Here is a 16,407-nt window from a genome sequence, read left to right on the forward strand (position 1 = left end):
TGGGTCACAGGTTCATGGGGGCGAGATTCTCGCGCGACCAGGCGGCGCGTTCCGCGGCGGTTTCGTGGCCGTCGAGGTGCGCCAGATGCCGGTCGACGCGGTCGATACGGTGACGCAAACCCTCACCGTTTGCAACCTGGATGGAGAGCCCCGGGCGGGCATTGAGTTCGAGGATGAGCGGGCCCAGGTCACGGTCGAGGACCACGTCCACGCCGATGTAACCCAGCCCGGTGATGTCGCTGCATTTCGCCGCCATCTCCAGCAGTGACTGCCATTCCGGAATCGCGATGTTGCTGATGGGTTCGTGCGTGTCCGGGTGATGGGTGACGTGGGCATTATGGGCGACACCGCCGAGCGTCCGGCCGCTGGCCATGTCGACTCCCGCCCCGATCGCCCCCTGGTGCAGGTTCGCCTTGCCGTCGGACTGACTGGTCGGCAGGCGCACCATGGCCATTACCGGGTGGCCACGGTAGACGACGGTGCGGATATCCGGGACGCCCTGGAAGCTGATCTTGGCGAACAGCGGCGAGAATTTGACGCGGTATTCGATCAACGCCACGTCGGGACGGCCGCCGAGACTGTAGGCCCCGGCGAGGATGTTGGAGATGTGCAGGCCAATGCTGTCGATGTCGATCGGGCGCCCGGAGCTGCGCCGATAGACCAGCGGCTTGTCCGACTGCTTGCCCTCGATCACGAGGATGCCGTCACCGCCGGCGCCGTTGGCCGGCTTGATCACGAACTCCTCGTGCTGACCGACCAGGGTCGATAGCCCCTTGATCTCGTGTGTGGTGCGGATCACGCCGTAGAGTTGCGGCACGGTCAGGCCGGCTTCCTCGGCCAGCTCCTTGCTCAGGAGCTTGTCGTCCACCAGCGGGTAGTAGCGCCGCGAGTTCATCTCGGCGATGAACTCGCCGTTGCGCTGGTTCATGCCCAGCACCCCGAGCTCGCGCAGCCGGCGCGGCGAGATGGGCCAGTTGATTGCCATCAGCGCGAATCCTCGGGCGCCGGCGGACGCTTGGCATGCGCCAGCGTCTTGAAGGCCCGGAAGCGGAACAGCTCGGTCAGACGGTAGCCGGTGTAGCGGCCCAGCAGCAGGGTCAGCGCCAGCACGACGAGCAGCAGCTCCGGGAAGACGAAGAACAGGTGCGTGACGTAGGTATTGACCATCACCAGGTAGGCGAGTGCGGCCACCGCCAGCGAGCCCGCGCCCTGGGTGAGGGCGTCGGCCGGGCCATGCTCTTCCCAGACGATCGAGACCCGTTCGATGGTCATCGCCAGGATTACCATCGGGAACAGTCCCACCGACAGGCCGACCTGCAGGCCGAGCTGGTGCGAGACGATGCTGATCAGCGCCATGAGCAGGATCACCACGATCACCACCGCGGCCAGTCTCGGCACGAGCAGCAGTTTGAGGTGCTCGAGGTAGAAGCGGATCGCCAGGCCGAGCGCCACGATCAGGGTGAACATCACCACGCCGCCGACCAGTTCGGTCTCGCGGAAGGACAGGGCGATCAGCACCGGCATGAAGGTGCCGAAGGTGCGAATGCCGATGATGTTGCGCAACAGCACGATGATCAGGGCGCCCAGCGGGACGAGCAGCAGCACCCGGTAGGTGTTCTGCACGTCGATCGGCAATTCGAGGAGCGAGAAGTCGATCAGCCGCGACTGGGCGATCGTCGACAGCAGCTGGGCGGTCTCGACGGCATCGCGCAGCGTCCGGGTGGTGGCGAAGGTCAGCTCCGACTCATCCAGCCCGGATGCCTCGATCGGCGGACGGTCGCCGTACCACCAGACGAGGAAATTGCGCGGATAGCCGACCTTGCCCGTGCGGGGATCGATCGGCACCCAGCGGCGCGAGTTGTGCACCTCCAGCCAGGTGGTCGAACGCAGATTGCGCCCCTCGTCCTTGAGAGTGACGCCATGGCTCATGCGGGCGGGGATGCGCGCGATCGCCAGCAGCCGGATCGCCAGGCGCGTGCGCTCGGCCTCGGTGGCATCGGGCTTGAGGAACGCGGCAATGTTCTCGTGCGGGCGGGCGGCATTGACCTCCTTGACCAGCAGCGTGGCGAAGGTCTGGATGTCCGCCGATTCGGCACGGATTTCCTCGATGAAGGCTTCGGCCGCCGACTTGAGCGGCTCCTCGAGCTTGGGCGGGTCGGCCGGACCGGGGTAGGGCGAGGACTCGATCTCCTCCTGGTCCCGATACACCGTCGCCTGGTAGTAGAGCGTCTGGTCGCCTTCCGGGTTGCGCTTGGTCCAGACCGCTTCCTGCTGGCGGTCGGTGGACTGGGTGGTCAGTCCCCAGCCACGCGAGACGAAGCTCTCGTCGAGCACCGAGTAATGCGGTGGGGCGGTCGGCAGGGCAAAACGCACCGACACCGGCCCCGCGCCGGTATCCATGGCGATCTGCGCCTCGACGGTCCAGGTCTCGGTTTCCCGGTCCGGCGTGAGCGGGAAGCCCAGGGAACTGTGCTTGTAGTACGCCACCGACAGGCCCACCAGGGTCAGCAGCAGAACGACGAACAGCAGGTGGAAACGTCTCATGATGGCGTGCTGGTCTCCGGTGGGCGGCGACAGGCCGGGCGTTCAGAAGATGCCCGAGAAGGAAACGGCCGGCGTGGAGCCGGCCGCGTGGTTGCGTCTTACTTGCAGTCCGGGTCGTCGGTAAACCGTTCTTCCGGGTCGACGATGATCCGTCCTGCCATGTGGTTGCGACCAACCAGTACCGGGTAGTTGAACCCGTCGCGGTTGTTGAGGGTGACCTCTTCCTTGATCTCCATGTTGTCGACGCAGAAGGTCAGACTGACGACGTAGCGGTGATCCGATTTCCCCTCGTGGCGCTTGATCTTGACGTCGCGCTCGACCGGACGTTCCAGCCAGGCCTCGGTCCCGGTATCCCGGTCGACCACCTTGAAGCGCACCCAGTCTTCCTCGTCCTTCTCGAAGGGCTCGATTTCGCGCGCGTCGATCGAGGAGGTGGTCGCGCCCGTATCGAGCTTGGCCTCCATCACCCAGTCGAGCTCCATGACCTTGACGTCCTCGACGTAGCCGAAGATCTCCTTGTCGTCGGCCTGTGCCGGCGCGACGAGGGCCAAGGTCATCAGCGCAGCCGAAAGGAAGTGACCAACGCGAGTGAAACGATTGCTGTGGTGCATACAGGAAGGATTACCCGTCGATTTTGCGAATGTCGCCGTCCGCGGTGCCCAGTATCAGCACGTCCGCCGGACGCAGGGCGAAAATACCGACGGTTACGACGCCGGGAAGGTCGTTGAGTTCCGCTTCGAGTTTAGCCGGTTCCATGATGCGCAGATTATGCACGTCGAGGATCTGGTTGCCGTTGTCGGTGACAAAGCCGTCGCGGTAGACCGGCTGGCCGCCGTGCTTGACCAGTTCGCGGGCGATCATGCTGCGCGCCATCGGGATCACCTCGACCGGCAGCGGGAAGGCGCCGAGTACGTCCACGAGCTTGGTTTCGTCGGCGATGCAGACGAACTTGTCGGCCATCTGGGCGATGATCTTCTCGCGGGTCAGCGCACCGCCGCCGCCCTTGATCAGCTGCAGGTTCTCGTTGGATTCGTCCGCGCCGTCAATGTAGACGGGGACCGAGTCGACGCTGTTGAGGTCGAAGACCTCGATACCGTGGTCCTTGAGGCGCTGGGTGCTGGCCTCGGAGCTCGAGACCGCGCCCTCGATGCGGTTCTTGATCTTGGCCAGCTCGTCGATGAAGTAGTTGACCGTCGAGCCCGTGCCCACGCCGACGACGCTGCCGGCCGGTACGTATTCGATGGCGGCCTGGGCGGCCAGCTTCTTGCCTTGTTCCGTGTTGCTCATTCTTGTCTCGCTCTTTACTTCGAAAGGCCCCGCCGAGGCTGCTCGATGCCGCGGGGCCACGGGTTTTCCCGGGTTTCTGGTAACCTTCTATCCTATATCACTACCACGGTTTGGCGGGCAACATCGCCCGTAAATCACTCATTACGAGGTGCGGACTTGACGCCCCTGCTGCGCGACTATCTCGAGGAAATCCTCAAGGCCCGGGTCTACGACGTGGCCATCGAGTCGCCGCTCGAGCCGGCCGTCCAGCTTTCCGAACGCATCGGCAACCGGGTGCTCTTGAAGCGCGAGGACATGCAGCCGGTGTTCTCCTTCAAGCTGCGCGGCGCCTACCACAAGATCCACAAGCTCTGGCGCGAGGGACGCATCGGCGGCGGCGTGATCGCCGCCTCGGCGGGAAACCACGCCCAGGGCGTGGCGCTGGCCGCCCAGACCCTCGGCCTGCGCGCGGTGATCGTCATGCCCGAGACCACGCCGGCGATCAAGGTCGATGCCGTACGCCGCCGCGGTGCCGAGGCGGTGCTGGTGGGGGATGCCTTCGACGACGCCTTCGCCCACGCCACCACCCTGATCGAGTCCGAGGGGCTTACCTACATCCCGCCCTACGACGATCCCGACATCATCGCCGGGCAGGGCACGGTGGGTGCCGAGATCCTGCGTCACCACCCCGACCCCATCCATGCCATCTTCGTTCCGGTCGGTGGCGGTGGGCTGATCGCCGGCGTGGCCGCCTACGTCAAGGCCCTGCGCCCGGAGATCCGCGTGATCGGCGTCGAACCCGAGGATGCCGCCTGTCTGGCCGCGGCCATGGCGGCCGACGAGCGGGTGATGCTCGAGCAGGTCGGGCTGTTCGCCGATGGCGTGGCCGTGCGCCAGATCGGCGAGCATTCGTTCAAGGTTGCCCGCGAGGCCGTCGACGAGGTGGTTACCGTCGATACCGACGAGATGGCGGCGGCGATCAAGGACATCTTCGACGACACCCGCAGCATCAACGAGGCCGCCGGGGCGTTGGCGACCGCCGGCCTCAAGCGCTATGCCCGCGAGCGGGGCCTGACCGACGAGACCCTGGTGGCGATCGCCTCCGGGGCGAACATGAACTTTGACCGGCTGCGTTTCGTCGCCGAGCGCGCCGAGATCGGCGAGCACCGCGAGGCGCTCTACGCCGTGACCATCCCGGAACGCCCGGGCGCGTTTCTCGCCTTCTGCGAACTGCTGGGCCGCCGCCAGATCACCGAGTTCAACTACCGTTACGCGGATGCCGAGCGGGCCCATATCTTCGTCGGCATCAAGCTCGCCGAGCAGGCCGACCGCAAGCGGGTGCTCGAACAGCTCGAGGCGGCCGACTATCCCGTGATCGATTTGACCGACAACGAGATGGCCAAGCTGCACGGCCGCCACATGGTCGGCGGGCACGCCGGCGACATCCGTGACGAGCGCCTGTTCCGCTTCGAATTCCCCGAGCGTCCCGGCGCCTTGCTGAAGTTCCTCTCCCACCTGGGCGCGCGCTGGAACATCAGCCTGTTCCACTACCGCAACCACGGCGCCGACTACGGCCGGGTGCTGGTCGGCATCCAGGTGCCGGAGGGCGAGGTCTCCGAGCTGACCGATTACCTCGAACACTTGCGCTACCCCTACTGGGCCGAGAGCGATAACCCGGTCTACCCGCTCTTCCTGGCGTAAGACAATTTGGGCTTGCCGCTTTAAAAAACCGCGCCTCGGCGCGGTTTTTTTATATCGTGGGACGGGCGGTCTCAGCCCTGATCCTCGAGCGAGAGGATGTGCTCCCACTGGTCCTCGCTCACCGGCATGATCGACAGGCGGTTGCCGCGGCGCACCAGCGGCATCTCCTCGAGGGCCGGGTCGGCCTTGAGCTCGGGCAGCGGGATCACGCGCTTGGTGTGGCGGACGTACTTGACGTCTACCAGCAGCCAGCGCGGCTTGTCCGGATCGGATTTCGGGTCGTAGTACTTCTCGTCCGGGTCGAAGGCGGTGGGGTCCGGCCGCGCCTCGCTGACGATGTCCATGATGCCGACGATGCCCGGCACCTTGGTGTTGGAGTGGTAGAAGAAGGCGCGGTCGCCCGGCTTCATCTCGTCCCGGATCATGTTGCGTACCTGGTAGTTGCGGATGCCGTCCCATGGCTCGGTGCCGACCCGTTCGAGGTCGTCGATCGAGAAGGCGTCGGGCTCGGATTTCATCAGCCAGTAGGCCATGACAGTCTCCTGTGCGTCGTGAAGTGGGAATCAGTCCGGATGGCCGGAATGACGGCCTAGGTGGCCGGCCGAGCGGCGGGCGTCGATGATACCGCTGTCGGTGACGATGTAGTCGAGCGGCTGGTCCCAGGGGTCGACCGGCAGCGCGTCGACCTGTTGGCAGCCGAAGGCCACGCCGATGGCCAGCGGCCGTCGGCCATGGCGCTTGGTCAGTGCCCGGTCGTAGAAGCCGGCGCCCATGCCCAGGCGGTTGCCCTGCGCATCGAAGCCCACCAGCGGGATAAGGAGCGCATCGAGGCTGTTGATGCCCCGCTGGCGCGGATCGCTGGACTCGATGATGCCGAAGCGGTTGGTGCGCCCTCGTGGCATGCGCCGGTTCGAGCAGGCGGTGGTCGGGTCGGCGTGATGAAAGGCCAGTCGGTAGTCCGGCAGCACCCGCGGCAACCAGATCTGGCCGCGGTGGCGCTTGAGCCATCCGTCGAGTTCGGGTTCGCCATCGAAGGCGCAGTAGGCGGCCACGGTCTGCAACGAGAGCCCACGGCTGAGCCGTTCGAGGCGGGCCTCCAGCCGTCGGATGGCCTGGAAGCGTTTAAAGCCGCCGAGTGCCTTGCGGCGTGCGCGCAGCGCCTTTCTCAGGGTGGCTTTGTCGGGCTTGAGCATGAGTTCGATCGGGGGAGGGCGGCAGGGAGCGGACGACGCCTCTTGGGCGGCGCCCACGATAACGGCCTGCAAGGCGATATCGCCCTGCAGGCCGTCGGGAATGAGGTGTCTTCCAGGACGCCGCTGGCGGCGCTACGACCTTGAACCGATAGGGTTCAAGTCGGGGGCCACGCCCGGCTCATCAGGCTTTCCGCCGAGTCGCGGACATGCACACAGAACCGTTTTGTCGCCCCCTGTGTCGCAAATTAAGGCTCAAGGGATTGAGCGCCGCCTGGCGCACGTCCCAGAAGACTGTCTTCATGCTAGGTCCGCTTGCCGGTGCTTTCAAGCCGTCTTGCGTCGCCTGGCGATCTGTTCGCCGGCTTATTGCTGCTCCATGGCCGTGAGCAGTCGGTCGATCCGATCGGCCAGCTCGCCGTTCTCGAGATCGTCCGGCAGTTCGAGCTCTCGCCCCTCGAGGAGCTGGCGGGTGATGTTGAGTGCGGCGAGCACGGCGATGCGCTCGGTGCTCAGCACCTTGCTGGTCTGCCGGATCTCCGCCATCTCGTCGTTCAGGTACTCCGCCGTGCGCAGCAGCATGCCCTGCTCCTCGGGCGGGCAGACGATGCGGTAGTCCTTTTCCATCACCCGCACGGTGACGGGATGCGTCGGCTGGCTCATGGATCAGTCCTCGGGTTGGGATTGGACGGCCTCGTCTTCCAGACGCCGCAACTGGCCGGCCAGTTCCTCGACGCGGGTGTGGCTGTGATCAATCAGCCGGCGCAGCTCGCGATTCTCCTCGGCCAGGGCATCCACCGTTTTACGCAGGTTATTGCGTTCCTGGTGAGCCCGCTCGGCGGCGGCGATCAGTCGTTCGATCTTGTCGGCAAGCCGTTCGGCCATGGTTGCGAATCTCCGCGTGTGGGCCCCTGGTGGTCACGGGCGGGGCGGCGCCCGACCCGCTGGAGTCTATCATTTGCCCGGGATAGCGGTGACAATGTGGGTTGCAACGATCCATGCAGAATGCCAACGGGGAGCCAATGACCGACTACCAACGACTCCAGCAGGCGCTCGACTCGATCGGGGCGCTGGCCAATCCCGCCGAAGCACACGGCGTGCTGATCGGCATGTGGATCGGCGGCGGGCCGGCCGAGCAGTCGCGCTGGCTGGCCGAACTGGTCGAGGACGACGAGTCGCCGCAGGCGGTTCCGGCGGAGCTTTCCGGCCTGTACCGCGATTTCGCCGAGCAGGTGACCACCGCCGACAACCTCGGCCTGAACCTGGTCCTGCCCGGCGACGATGCGCCCATGACGACGCAGGTGGAGGCGCTGATCGATTTCGCTCAGGGCGTCCTCTACGGCTACGCGATCGAGAACGGCCCGGCGCGCCGCGCCTTGAGCGACGAGGCGCGCGAAGTGTTCGACGATCTCGGTGACATTGCCCAGCTCGATCCCGACTCGGTGGGTGAGAGCGATGACGATGCCTTCGACATCCACCAGATCGAGGAGTACCTCAGCTCGGCACTGCTGGTGATGTACCTGCAGCTGCATCCGCCGCTGCCGGAGAGCGCCGGCTCGCAGCGGCTGCAGTAGACCGACTGAACCCGCGACCAACGATTTCGACACGAGAGACGATATGCAGACGATCGGTCCCTCAGCTACCGAGCGGCGCGAGTACGAGCGTCGTCGCAAGCGCCTGATCAAGCGGATCGGCAAACGTGGCGCGGCGATTGTGCCCGCCGCGTGCGAGCAGCAGCGCAACCACGACAACCCCTGGCCGTTCCGCCAGTCGAGCGACTTCTATTACCTCACCGGGCTGGCCGAGCCGGACGCGCTGCTGGTGCTCTGTCCCAAGCGCGAGGCCGGCGAGGTGATCGCCTTCGTCAGCCCGCGTGATCCGGAGCGCGAGCGCTGGGAAGGTCCGCAGCTGGGCGTGGAGCAGGCCCCGTCGGTGCTGGGCGTGGACCAGGCATTCCCCATCGACGAAATCGACGAACGACTGCCCGAGCTTCTGCGCGGTTATGCCAAGTGCTACCTGCCGTTCGCCGAGCACGACCTGGTGATGCAGGCGCTGGGCTGGTTCGACGAGTTGCGTCGCGGAGCAAGGGCCGGTGTCCAGCCGCCGCAGACGCTCAAGGACGTCACCGTACCGCTGCACGAGCTTCGCCTGATCAAGTCGTCCCACGAGATCGACCGGCTGCGTCGTGCCGCCGTGGTCTCGGGCGAGGCGCACCTGGCCGCGGCCCGTGGCGTGCATGCCGGGCTGTTCGAATACGAGATCGCCGCGATCCTGCAAAAGGTGTTCGCCAGCGCCCATGGCGAGCCGTCTTTCGCGCCGATCGTGGCCGGCGGATCGAACGCCTGCGTGCTGCATTACCGGGCCAACGCCGCCGAACTCAAGGACGGCGACCTGGTGCTGATCGACGCCGGCGCCGAGGTCGACTATTACGCCGGCGACATCACCCGCACCTGGCCGGTCAGCGGTCATTTTTCCGAGCCGCAGCGCGAGCTCTACCAGCTGGTGCTCGATGCCCAGGTGGTGGCGATCGAGACGATCGGCCCCGGCGTGTCGTTCGATGCGCCCCACCAGGCGGCCGTGCGCACCATCACCGAAGGCCTGGTCTCGCTGGGACTGATCGAGGGTCCGGTCGAGGAAGCGATCGAGGAAGGGCGCTACCGGACGTTCTTCATGCATCGCACCGGTCACTGGCTGGGCTCCGACGTGCATGATGTCGGCCGCTACCGCGTCGACGGCGAGTGGCGCGAGCTCGAACCCGGCATGGTGATGACCGTCGAGCCGGGTATCTACGTCGACCCGCAGTCGAATGCCCCCGAGGCCTATCGCGGCATCGGTATCCGGATCGAGGACGACGTGCTGGTCACCGAGGAGGGCTTCGAGGTGCTCACCCGCGAGGTGCCCAAACGCGTCGACGAGATCGAGGCGCTGTTCGCCGGCCGGCGCGATCCGGTCAGCCAGCCACTGGAGTGATGCCGTCCATGAGCCGAGCATGCGAGGTCAGCCAGGCAGGATTCGATACCGACGTGATGATCGTCGGCGGCGGCATGGTCGGTGGCGTGCTCGCTCGCGCACTGGCGGTCGATGGCTGGTGCGTGGAGGTGGTCGAGCCACGGCCAGCCGGTCAGTCGGCCAGCTTCGATCGCCGGCTTACCGCCGTGGCCGATGCCGGCTGGCAGTACCTCGATACGCTCGGACTGGTGGATGCATCAATGGCGGCTGCCGCCGAGCGCATCCGCGAAGTGCGTGTCTTCGACCGTGGCCATTTTGGCTTGACGCGCATCACCGCCCGTTCAGCCGGCGTCGAGGCGCTCGGCTACGTCATGCCCAACCGGGCACTGGGCGATCGCCTCGAGGCGTTGCAGCAACAGCCCCCGGAAGAGCCTGGCCAGGTGACCTACCGTCGCCCGGCGCGATACACGCATCACGACACCGATGCCGACGGGGTGACCGTCACCCTGCTCGAGGGGCCGGACGAAGAGCGCGTCACGCGGCGGGCACGGCTGGTGGTCGCCGCCGACGGGGCCGAGTCCGCCGTGCGCGAGCAGGCCGACATGACCGTGCGGCGTCGCGAATACGAGCAGGTCGCGACCGTCGCCACCGCCATGCCGGGCCGTGCCCATGATGGCGTCGCCTTCGAGTGTTTCACCACCGGCGGGCCGCTGGCCGTGCTGCCCGCCGCCGACGGCCGTGTCTCCCTGGTGTGGGTCGCGCGCCGCGGCGAGGCCGAACGCCTGGGCGAGCTCGACGATGCGGCCTTCGCCGGCGCGGTCGACGAGGCCTTCGGTCATCGTCTGGGCGGCTTCTCGGCGGTCAGCCCGCGGGCGCAGTACCCCCTGAGCCTGGTGACGGCCGACGAACCGGTCGACGACCGCCTGGTGGTGCTGGGCAACGCGGCCCACGCGCTGCACCCGGTGGCCGGGCAGGGCTTCAATCTCTGTCTGCGCGATATCCGCGATCTTGCACGGGTGCTGCGTGCCGATCGCGGTGCGGCCGTCGACCCCGGCGACCCGGAGCGCCTGGCCCGCTACCGCTCGCTGCGTATGGCGGACTATCGGCGCACCATCGGCCTGACCGACGGTCTGGTCCGCGGCTTTTCGCTCGATCTGCCCGGGCTGGGGCATCTGCGCGGCGGCACGCTGTCGCTGTTCGACGGTCTGCTGCCGCTGAAGAATCGTCTGGTGCGTGCCACGCGGGGGATCGCCTGATGAGTACGGCGCGCCATGCGGACGTGATCGTGGTCGGTGGCGGCATGGTGGGTGCTGCCGCGGCGCTGGCTCTGGCGCGGCGCGATCTCGAGGTGATGCTGGTCGAGCGGGAGCCGCCCACCCCGCTGGGCGGCGAGGATCCCTTCGATCTGCGGGTCTCGGCGCTGGCGCCGGCGAGCATCGCACTGCTCGACAGGCTCGGCGCCTGGGACGCCATCCGTGCCGAGCGCGCTGCCCTTTACCGGCGCATGCGGGTCTTCGATGCCGTCGCCCCGGGCGACCTGACCTTCGATGCCGCCGAGATCGGCCGGCCGTATCTCGGTTACATCGTCGAGAACCGACGCGTGCAGCTGGCGCTGTGGGAGCAGCTGGCCGGCTGCGACAACGTCGAGGTTCTCACCGGCAGCGTGCCGCAGCGGCTTGAGATCGGCGAGCGCAACGCGCGGGTGACGCTGGCCGACGATCGGGTCGTGACGGCCGAGCTGGTCATCGGCGCCGACGGCCAGCGCTCCTGGGTGCGCGAGGCGGCGGGTATCGGCGCGAGCAGTCGCGACTACGCGGTCGCCGCGCAGATCCTGTCGGTGGAGACCGCCTATCCGCAGCAGGACATCACCTGGCAGCGCTTCACGCCCGACGGTCCGCAGGCGTTCCTGCCGCTGGCCGGCCCGCGTGGCTCGCTGGTCTGGTACGACGCCCCGGAGCGGGTGCGGGCCCGTCACGCCCTGTCACCGACCGCCCTGCGCGACGAGGCCTGCGCGCACTTCCCCGCGGAACTGGGCGAGATCGAGCGGGTGGCCGGGCAGGCCTGGTTCCCGATCCGCCGCCTGCATGCCCACCGCTACTGGGCCGAGCGCGTCCTGCTGGTGGGCGATGCCGCCCATGCGATCCACCCGCTGGCCGGGCAGGGCGCAAACCTCGGCTTTGCCGACGTCGACGCGCTGGATGCCCTGGTGGCGGAAAATGCTGTCGGCGACCCCGGCTCAACCCGTCTGGCCCGTGCCTACGAGCGCCGTCGGCGGGCGGACAACCAGCTGGTGCAATCGCTGATGGACGGCTTTGACTGGGGGTATCGCCGTCGCGACCCGCTGACGGTCGCCGCCCGCACCGCCGCGACGCAGCTGGTTGCCGGCGTGCCGCCGTTGCGGCGCTGGATGACACGGATGGCCGGAGGGCAGCGATTTGGCGGATAAGCCTTTCACCGATCCGCCCGAGAAGCACACCGCCCGCCTGCTGATCTACTGGGGGGTGAAGCTCACCCGCGTACTCGGCATTGCCGGGGTGGCCGATTACGAGGAACGGGCCGCGCAGCGCTGGGCCACCCGGCTGGAACTGCCGCTGCTGCTGATCACGCTCTGGATCCCCTTCCAGTGGTACCTGGCGCATACCGGTCAGATCGAATTCGGTCAGGGGTTCTGGATCGACCAGCTGATCTGGGGGTTCTTCCTGGTCGAGCAGTTGATTCTGCTCGCGCTGGTCAAGGACAAGGCCTTCTACCTCAAGACCAACTGGTTGCTGGTGAGCGTGGTCGCCATCGGCCTGCCGTTGATCCTCGTTCAAGCAGTGGAATTCCTGCTCGGACTGCGGCTGCTGCGCGGGCTGCTGGTGCTGATCACCGCGCTGCGGCTGGGGCGACGCTACTTCCGCGAACTCGGTCGACACGTGTTCTTCGCCATCGGCCTGATGACCGCCTTCCTGCTGGTGCTCGGCGGTTCGCTGATGCCGCTGCTCGATCCGGACACGTACGCGGACTTCGACGACGGGGTGTGGTGGGCGCTGGTGACCCTGTCGACGGTCGGTTACGGCGACATGGTGCCGCAGACCGAGGCGGGGCGGGCCATGGGGCTGGCCTACGTGATGATCGCGGTGGTCTGGCTGAGCCTGATCAGTGCATCGATTGCCGCCTTCCTGGTCGGCCTCAAGATGGAGGCCAGCAGCGAGGACGAGGAACGTCTCGATACCCAGATCCTGCACCGGCTGGACCGGATCGAGGCGTTGCTGGAGCGCGAGCAGGATGCGCGTCGGGGTGAGGAGGACCGGCGACGGGACGAGCCCGCCGGTGAGCGGGAGCCGCCCGGCCGATAACCGGGGTGCGGTTCAGGTCGGGCGGTGTCCGGCGACCAGGGCCCAGTCCCCCAGTTCGCGGAAGGCGTCGACCCGACAGCCGGCTGCCTGCCACGCGGCCGCCACGGCGTCCGCCTGGTGGGTCAGGATGCCGGAGAGGGCGAAGCGTGCGCCCGGCTTGAGGTGGCGGCTTAGGACGGGAGCCAGCTCGATCAGTGTTGGCGCGAGGATGTTCGCCAGCAGGCCGTCGACCTGTCGGCCGGCGGGGTAGTCATCGGCCAGATACAACGACAGGCGTGCGGGGTCGATGTCGTTGAGATCGGCATTGCCGCGGCTGGCCGTCAGCGCCTGTGGATCGATGTCCGTGCCGTCGACCTGGCCGGCGCCGAGTCGCAGGGCGGCGATGGCCAGAATGCCCGAGCCGCAGCCGGCGTCCAGCCAGTGCTGACCGGTAATCTCCTGTGATTCCAGCCACTCCAGGCACAGCCGGGTGGTCTCGTGCTTGCCGGTGCCGAAGGCAAGGCCCGGATCGAGCCGGATGGGCAGTCGCCCGGCAGGCGTCTCGTTGTCATCCCAGGCCGGCTCGATCACCAGGCGCTCGCCGATCGGCATGGCCTGGAAGTCCGCCTGCGTGCGGCGCACCCAGTCGTCCTCGTCGAACACCGAATGGCCCAGCCGGTCGAGCAGGGCGGGGCGCAGCAGGCTGTGCAGGGTGCCGACGATCGTCGCCGGCGACACGCTGCCTTCGAACAGGCCGACCACGCGGGTCTCGGCCCACAGCGGCGACTCGCCCGGCTGCGGTTCCAGCACCGGTTCGTCGCCCAGTTCCTCCAGCGTGACCGACAGGGCGCCGGCGCCGAGCAGGGCATCCTCGACCGCCTCGACGTCGTCGCGCGGCACCTCCAGCCAGAGGTGCTGCCATTCTGCCGCCATCAGGAGATCCCGAGGCGTTTGTGCAGGAAGTGGATGTCCATGCCGCCCTGGACGAAGCCGGAGTCGGCCATCAGGTCACGATGCAACGGGATATTGGTCTTGATGCCGTCGACCAGCATTTCCTCGAGCGCGCCGCGCATGCGGCGGATGGCCGCGTCACGATCGCCGGCGTGCGTGATCAGCTTGCCGATCATCGAGTCGTAGAACGGCGGGACGGAGTAGCCGTTGTAGACATGCGTATCGACGCGTACGCCCAGGCCGCCAGGGATATGCAGGTTGCTGATCTTGCCGGGGCTGGGGGCGAAGGTGGCCGGGTCCTCGGCATTGATGCGGCACTCGACGGCATGGCCACGGAATTCGACGTCTTCCTGGGTGAGCGTGAGCGGGATGCCGGCGGCGATCGCCAGCTGTTCCTTGACCAGATCGATGCCGGTGATCATCTCGGTGACCGGGTGTTCGACCTGCAGGCGGGTGTTCATCTCGATGAAGTAGAACTCGCCCTTCTCGTACAGGAACTCGAAGGTGCCCGCGCCGCGGTAGTTCATCCGCTTGCAGGCCTCGACGCAGACCGCGCCGATCTGGGCGCGCTGTTCGGGTGTGATGCCCGGGGCCGGGGCCTCCTCGATCACCTTCTGGTGGCGGCGCTGCATCGAGCAGTCGCGCTCGCCCAGGTGGATGGCGTTGCCCTGGCCGTCGGAGAGAATCTGCACCTCGATGTGGCGCGGGTGCTCGAGGAACTTCTCCATGTAGACCTCGGGGTTGCCGAAGGCCGCGCCCGCCTCGCTCTTGGTCATCTCGATGGCGTGGTGGAGATGGGCCTCGGTGTGCACCACGCGCATGCCGCGCCCGCCACCGCCGCCGGCGGCCTTGATGATCACCGGGTAGCCGACCTCGCGCGCCAGGCGGTGGTTCTCGTCCGGGTCATCAGTCAGCGCGCCCTCGGAGCCGGGCACGCAGGGTACGCCGGCGGCCCGCATGGTCTCCTTGGCGGTGACCTTGTCGCCCATCAGGCGGATCGACTCGGCGGTGGGGCCGATGAAGATGAAGCCGGACTCCTCGACGCGCTCGGCGAAGTCGGGGTTCTCGGAGAGAAAGCCGTAGCCGGGATGGATGGCCGACGAGTCGGTCAGCTCCGCGGCGGCGATCAGCGCCGGCACGTTGAGGTAGGACTCGTTGGAGCGCGCGCCGCCAATGCAGACGGACTCGTCGGCGAGGCGGACATGCTTGAGATCGCGGTCGGCGGTGGAATGGACCGCCACCGTGCCGATGTCGAGTTCACGGCAGGCGCGCAGGATCCGCAGCGCGATTTCGCCGCGGTTGGCGATCAGAACCTTGTTCAGCATCTTGGGAAAACTCCTGGGAAGACGAAAGCGGCTGGGCGTGTCGCGAGCAGGCAGCGCCTTACTCGATCACGAACAGCGGCTGGTCGTATTCCACCGGCTGGCCGTTTTCCACCAGGACGGACTTGATGGTGCCGTCGACCTCGGCCTCGATCTGGTTGAACATCTTCATCGCCTCGATGATGCAGAGCGTATCGCCCTTCTTCACCGTGGTGCCGACGTCGACGAACGGGCTGGCCTCCGGAGAGGATGCACGGTAGAAGGTGCCGACCATCGGCGAGTTGATGGTCTCGCCGGCCGGCTCGGCAGGTGCCTCGCCACCCGCGTCCGCGGCCGGTGCGGCTGGGGCCTGCGGGGCCGCCGGTGCGGCGGCCGGCATCATCGGCGGTTGCTGGGCCGGCTGCTGGGAGTTGCGCGAGATGCGCACCGACTCTTCGCCTTCCTTGATCTCGATCTCGGCGACGCCCGATTCCTCGAGCAGTTCAATCAGCTTCTTTACCTTGCGGATATCCATGAGCGTGTCTCTTGCGTTTTTCGTGTCTGTCAGACGGACGCGGCGTCCAGGTGTTCGATCAGGGCGGTCAGGGCCAGTTCGTAGCCCAGTGCGCCCAGCCCGACGATGCTGCCGACGGCGATATCCGAGAAATAGGAGTGCTGCCGGAACGCCTCGCGGGCGTGAATGTTGGAAAGGTGGATCTCGACAAAGGGTCGATCGATCGCTAGCAGCGCGTCACGCAGCGCGACGCTGGTGTGGGTCCAGGCACCCGGGTTGATCAGCACTCCGTCGATGCCTTCATCGGCGGCGCGATGCAGCCGGTCGATGGCTTCGCCCTCGTGATTGCTCTGGAAATGTTCCAGCGCGACGCCGCGCCCGTGGGCGGCCTGATCGAGTCGGCTGCCGATGTCGGCAAGGGTCAGCCGGCCGTAGCGCTCGGGCTCGCGAGAGCCGAGGCGATTGAGATTGGGGCCGTTGAGTACCAGGATCCGTTTCATGGGAACTCGCTGCTTGTCGCCGGTCGGGACTGCCTTGTCCCGGCTGGGGCGTTGGTTTTCCGGCATTGTGCCGGCTGGGGCGCGCGAAGTCACGTTTTCCCCCGCATTTTTTTGCCAATCGCTGCCCATTGGCCGATTTTTCACGAACTTGTCTTTCGGGCCGAGTGTCGGGTG

Annotated in this window: 18 protein-coding genes and 1 other RNA gene; 6 read left to right on the top strand and 13 right to left on the bottom strand. The window is 67.1% G+C overall.

The window, feature by feature from the left end; genetic code table 11:
• Positions 1–4: 4 nt before the first annotated feature.
• From AWR35_RS07870 to rpiA, 4 genes are all read right to left on the bottom strand, one after another.
• Positions 5–985 carry an alpha-L-glutamate ligase-like protein gene (locus AWR35_RS07870; RefSeq protein ID WP_197408173.1) on the bottom strand — a complete coding sequence of 327 codons (981 nt, stop codon included), beginning with the start codon at positions 983–985 and terminating at the stop codon, positions 5–7.
• A complete protein-coding gene (locus AWR35_RS07875; RefSeq protein ID WP_058575405.1) occupies positions 985–2,544 on the bottom strand; it encodes an inactive transglutaminase family protein in 1,560 nt (519 codons plus the stop codon). Before AWR35_RS07875 ends, AWR35_RS07870 begins: the two co-directional genes overlap by 1 nt.
• Positions 2,545–2,642: 98 nt before the next feature.
• The gene (locus tag AWR35_RS07880) at positions 2,643–3,101 is read right to left on the bottom strand and encodes a RimK/LysX family protein (protein ID WP_066185124.1); all 459 of its coding nucleotides are present in this window, start codon (positions 3,099–3,101) and stop codon (positions 2,643–2,645) included.
• Positions 3,102–3,165: 64 nt separating this feature from the next.
• Positions 3,166–3,831 (bottom strand): ribose-5-phosphate isomerase RpiA, encoded by a 666-nt coding sequence (gene rpiA / locus AWR35_RS07885; RefSeq protein ID WP_058575407.1) that lies wholly within the window; start codon positions 3,829–3,831, stop codon positions 3,166–3,168.
• A 165-nt stretch (positions 3,832–3,996) separates the two neighbouring features.
• Here rpiA and ilvA point away from each other — a divergent pair, with 165 nt between their 5' ends.
• Positions 3,997–5,511, top strand: a complete 1,515-nt coding sequence (gene ilvA / locus AWR35_RS07890) for a threonine ammonia-lyase, biosynthetic (RefSeq protein ID WP_058575491.1) — start codon at positions 3,997–3,999, stop codon at positions 5,509–5,511.
• 71 nt (positions 5,512–5,582) lie between these two features.
• Here the strand turns inward: ilvA and AWR35_RS07895 are convergent, their stop codons facing one another.
• The 5 genes from AWR35_RS07895 to AWR35_RS07915 all read right to left on the bottom strand — a co-directional run bounded on the left by AWR35_RS07895 (position 5,583) and on the right by AWR35_RS07915 (position 7,586).
• Entirely contained in the window at positions 5,583–6,044 is a 462-nt protein-coding gene (locus AWR35_RS07895; RefSeq protein ID WP_058575408.1) for an EVE domain-containing protein, read from the bottom strand.
• Positions 6,045–6,074: 30 nt separating this feature from the next.
• On the bottom strand, positions 6,075–6,704 hold the full coding sequence (locus AWR35_RS07900) for a 5-formyltetrahydrofolate cyclo-ligase (RefSeq protein WP_058575409.1): 630 nt from the start codon (positions 6,702–6,704) through the stop codon (positions 6,075–6,077).
• Between the two features lie 105 nt (positions 6,705–6,809).
• A non-coding RNA gene (gene ssrS, locus AWR35_RS07905) (6S RNA) lies at positions 6,810–6,997 on the bottom strand.
• A 70-nt stretch (positions 6,998–7,067) separates the two neighbouring features.
• Positions 7,068–7,364 (bottom strand): cell division protein ZapA, encoded by a 297-nt coding sequence (locus AWR35_RS07910; RefSeq protein ID WP_058575410.1) that lies wholly within the window; start codon positions 7,362–7,364, stop codon positions 7,068–7,070.
• A gap of 3 nt (positions 7,365–7,367) precedes the next feature.
• A complete protein-coding gene (locus AWR35_RS07915) occupies positions 7,368–7,586 on the bottom strand; it encodes a hypothetical protein (RefSeq protein ID WP_058575411.1) in 219 nt (72 codons plus the stop codon).
• Between the two features lie 137 nt (positions 7,587–7,723).
• On the opposite strand from AWR35_RS07915, the gene AWR35_RS07920 reads away from it, so the two are divergent.
• The 5 genes from AWR35_RS07920 to AWR35_RS07940 are packed head-to-tail and all read left to right on the top strand — an operon-like array spanning position 7,724 to position 12,988.
• Positions 7,724–8,275 carry a UPF0149 family protein gene (locus tag AWR35_RS07920; RefSeq protein ID WP_058575412.1) on the top strand — a complete coding sequence of 184 codons (552 nt, stop codon included), beginning with the start codon at positions 7,724–7,726 and terminating at the stop codon, positions 8,273–8,275.
• A 43-nt stretch (positions 8,276–8,318) separates the two neighbouring features.
• A complete protein-coding gene (locus tag AWR35_RS07925; RefSeq protein WP_058575413.1) occupies positions 8,319–9,671 on the top strand; it encodes an aminopeptidase P N-terminal domain-containing protein in 1,353 nt (450 codons plus the stop codon).
• An 8-nt stretch (positions 9,672–9,679) separates the two neighbouring features.
• Complete coding sequence (locus AWR35_RS07930; RefSeq protein WP_058575492.1) at positions 9,680–10,906, top strand: FAD-dependent monooxygenase; 1,227 nt, start codon at positions 9,680–9,682, stop codon at positions 10,904–10,906.
• Positions 10,906–12,096, top strand: a complete 1,191-nt coding sequence (locus AWR35_RS07935) for an FAD-dependent oxidoreductase (protein WP_058575414.1) — start codon at positions 10,906–10,908, stop codon at positions 12,094–12,096. Before AWR35_RS07930 ends, AWR35_RS07935 begins: the two co-directional genes overlap by 1 nt.
• The gene (locus tag AWR35_RS07940; RefSeq protein ID WP_058575415.1) at positions 12,086–12,988 is read left to right on the top strand and encodes a potassium channel family protein; all 903 of its coding nucleotides are present in this window, start codon (positions 12,086–12,088) and stop codon (positions 12,986–12,988) included. The genes AWR35_RS07935 and AWR35_RS07940 overlap by 11 nt, the downstream gene beginning before the upstream one ends.
• A 12-nt stretch (positions 12,989–13,000) precedes the next feature.
• On the opposite strand, the gene prmA is transcribed toward AWR35_RS07940, so the two are convergent.
• The 4 genes from prmA to aroQ are packed head-to-tail and all read right to left on the bottom strand — an operon-like array spanning position 13,001 to position 16,233.
• Positions 13,001–13,900 (bottom strand): 50S ribosomal protein L11 methyltransferase, encoded by a 900-nt coding sequence (prmA, locus tag AWR35_RS07945; protein ID WP_058575416.1) that lies wholly within the window; start codon positions 13,898–13,900, stop codon positions 13,001–13,003.
• Entirely contained in the window at positions 13,900–15,243 is a 1,344-nt protein-coding gene (accC, locus tag AWR35_RS07950; RefSeq protein ID WP_058575417.1) for an acetyl-CoA carboxylase biotin carboxylase subunit, read from the bottom strand. Before accC ends, prmA begins: the two co-directional genes overlap by 1 nt.
• A gap of 58 nt (positions 15,244–15,301) precedes the next feature.
• Positions 15,302–15,754, bottom strand: coding sequence for an acetyl-CoA carboxylase biotin carboxyl carrier protein (accB, locus tag AWR35_RS07955; RefSeq protein WP_058575418.1), 453 nt, complete (start codon positions 15,752–15,754; stop codon positions 15,302–15,304).
• Positions 15,755–15,783: 29 nt separating this feature from the next.
• Positions 15,784–16,233 carry a type II 3-dehydroquinate dehydratase gene (gene aroQ, locus AWR35_RS07960; RefSeq protein ID WP_058575419.1) on the bottom strand — a complete coding sequence of 150 codons (450 nt, stop codon included), beginning with the start codon at positions 16,231–16,233 and terminating at the stop codon, positions 15,784–15,786.
• Positions 16,234–16,407: the final 174 nt, after the last annotated feature.

It is taken from the genome of Guyparkeria sp. WRN-7 (assembly GCF_001641825.1).
Lineage (GTDB): Bacteria > Pseudomonadota > Gammaproteobacteria > Halothiobacillales > Halothiobacillaceae > Guyparkeria.

Bases quoted from the DNA above. Each gene is read 5' to 3' on its own strand.
- AWR35_RS07870 (WP_197408173.1), bottom strand. From the start codon at position 985: ATGGCAATCAACTGGCCCATCTCGCCGCGCCGGCTGCGCGAGCTCGGG.
- AWR35_RS07875 (WP_058575405.1), bottom strand. From the start codon at position 2,544: ATGAGACGTTTCCACCTGCTGTTCGTCGTTCTGCTGCTGACCCTGGTG.
- AWR35_RS07880 (WP_066185124.1), bottom strand. From the start codon at position 3,101: ATGACCTTGGCCCTCGTCGCGCCGGCACAGGCCGACGACAAGGAGATC.
- rpiA (WP_058575407.1), bottom strand. From the start codon at position 3,831: ATGAGCAACACGGAACAAGGCAAGAAGCTGGCCGCCCAGGCCGCCATC.
- AWR35_RS07895 (WP_058575408.1), bottom strand. From the start codon at position 6,044: ATGGCCTACTGGCTGATGAAATCCGAGCCCGACGCCTTCTCGATCGAC.
- AWR35_RS07900 (WP_058575409.1), bottom strand. From the start codon at position 6,704: ATGCTCAAGCCCGACAAAGCCACCCTGAGAAAGGCGCTGCGCGCACGC.
- AWR35_RS07910 (WP_058575410.1), bottom strand. From the start codon at position 7,364: ATGAGCCAGCCGACGCATCCCGTCACCGTGCGGGTGATGGAAAAGGAC.
- AWR35_RS07915 (WP_058575411.1), bottom strand. From the start codon at position 7,586: ATGGCCGAACGGCTTGCCGACAAGATCGAACGACTGATCGCCGCCGCC.
- AWR35_RS07920 (WP_058575412.1), top strand. From the start codon at position 7,724: ATGACCGACTACCAACGACTCCAGCAGGCGCTCGACTCGATCGGGGCG.
- AWR35_RS07925 (WP_058575413.1), top strand. From the start codon at position 8,319: ATGCAGACGATCGGTCCCTCAGCTACCGAGCGGCGCGAGTACGAGCGT.
- AWR35_RS07930 (WP_058575492.1), top strand. From the start codon at position 9,680: ATGAGCCGAGCATGCGAGGTCAGCCAGGCAGGATTCGATACCGACGTG.
- AWR35_RS07935 (WP_058575414.1), top strand. From the start codon at position 10,906: ATGAGTACGGCGCGCCATGCGGACGTGATCGTGGTCGGTGGCGGCATG.
- prmA (WP_058575416.1), bottom strand. From the start codon at position 13,900: ATGGCGGCAGAATGGCAGCACCTCTGGCTGGAGGTGCCGCGCGACGAC.
- accC (WP_058575417.1), bottom strand. From the start codon at position 15,243: ATGCTGAACAAGGTTCTGATCGCCAACCGCGGCGAAATCGCGCTGCGG.
- accB (WP_058575418.1), bottom strand. From the start codon at position 15,754: ATGGATATCCGCAAGGTAAAGAAGCTGATTGAACTGCTCGAGGAATCG.
- aroQ (WP_058575419.1), bottom strand. From the start codon at position 16,233: ATGAAACGGATCCTGGTACTCAACGGCCCCAATCTCAATCGCCTCGGC.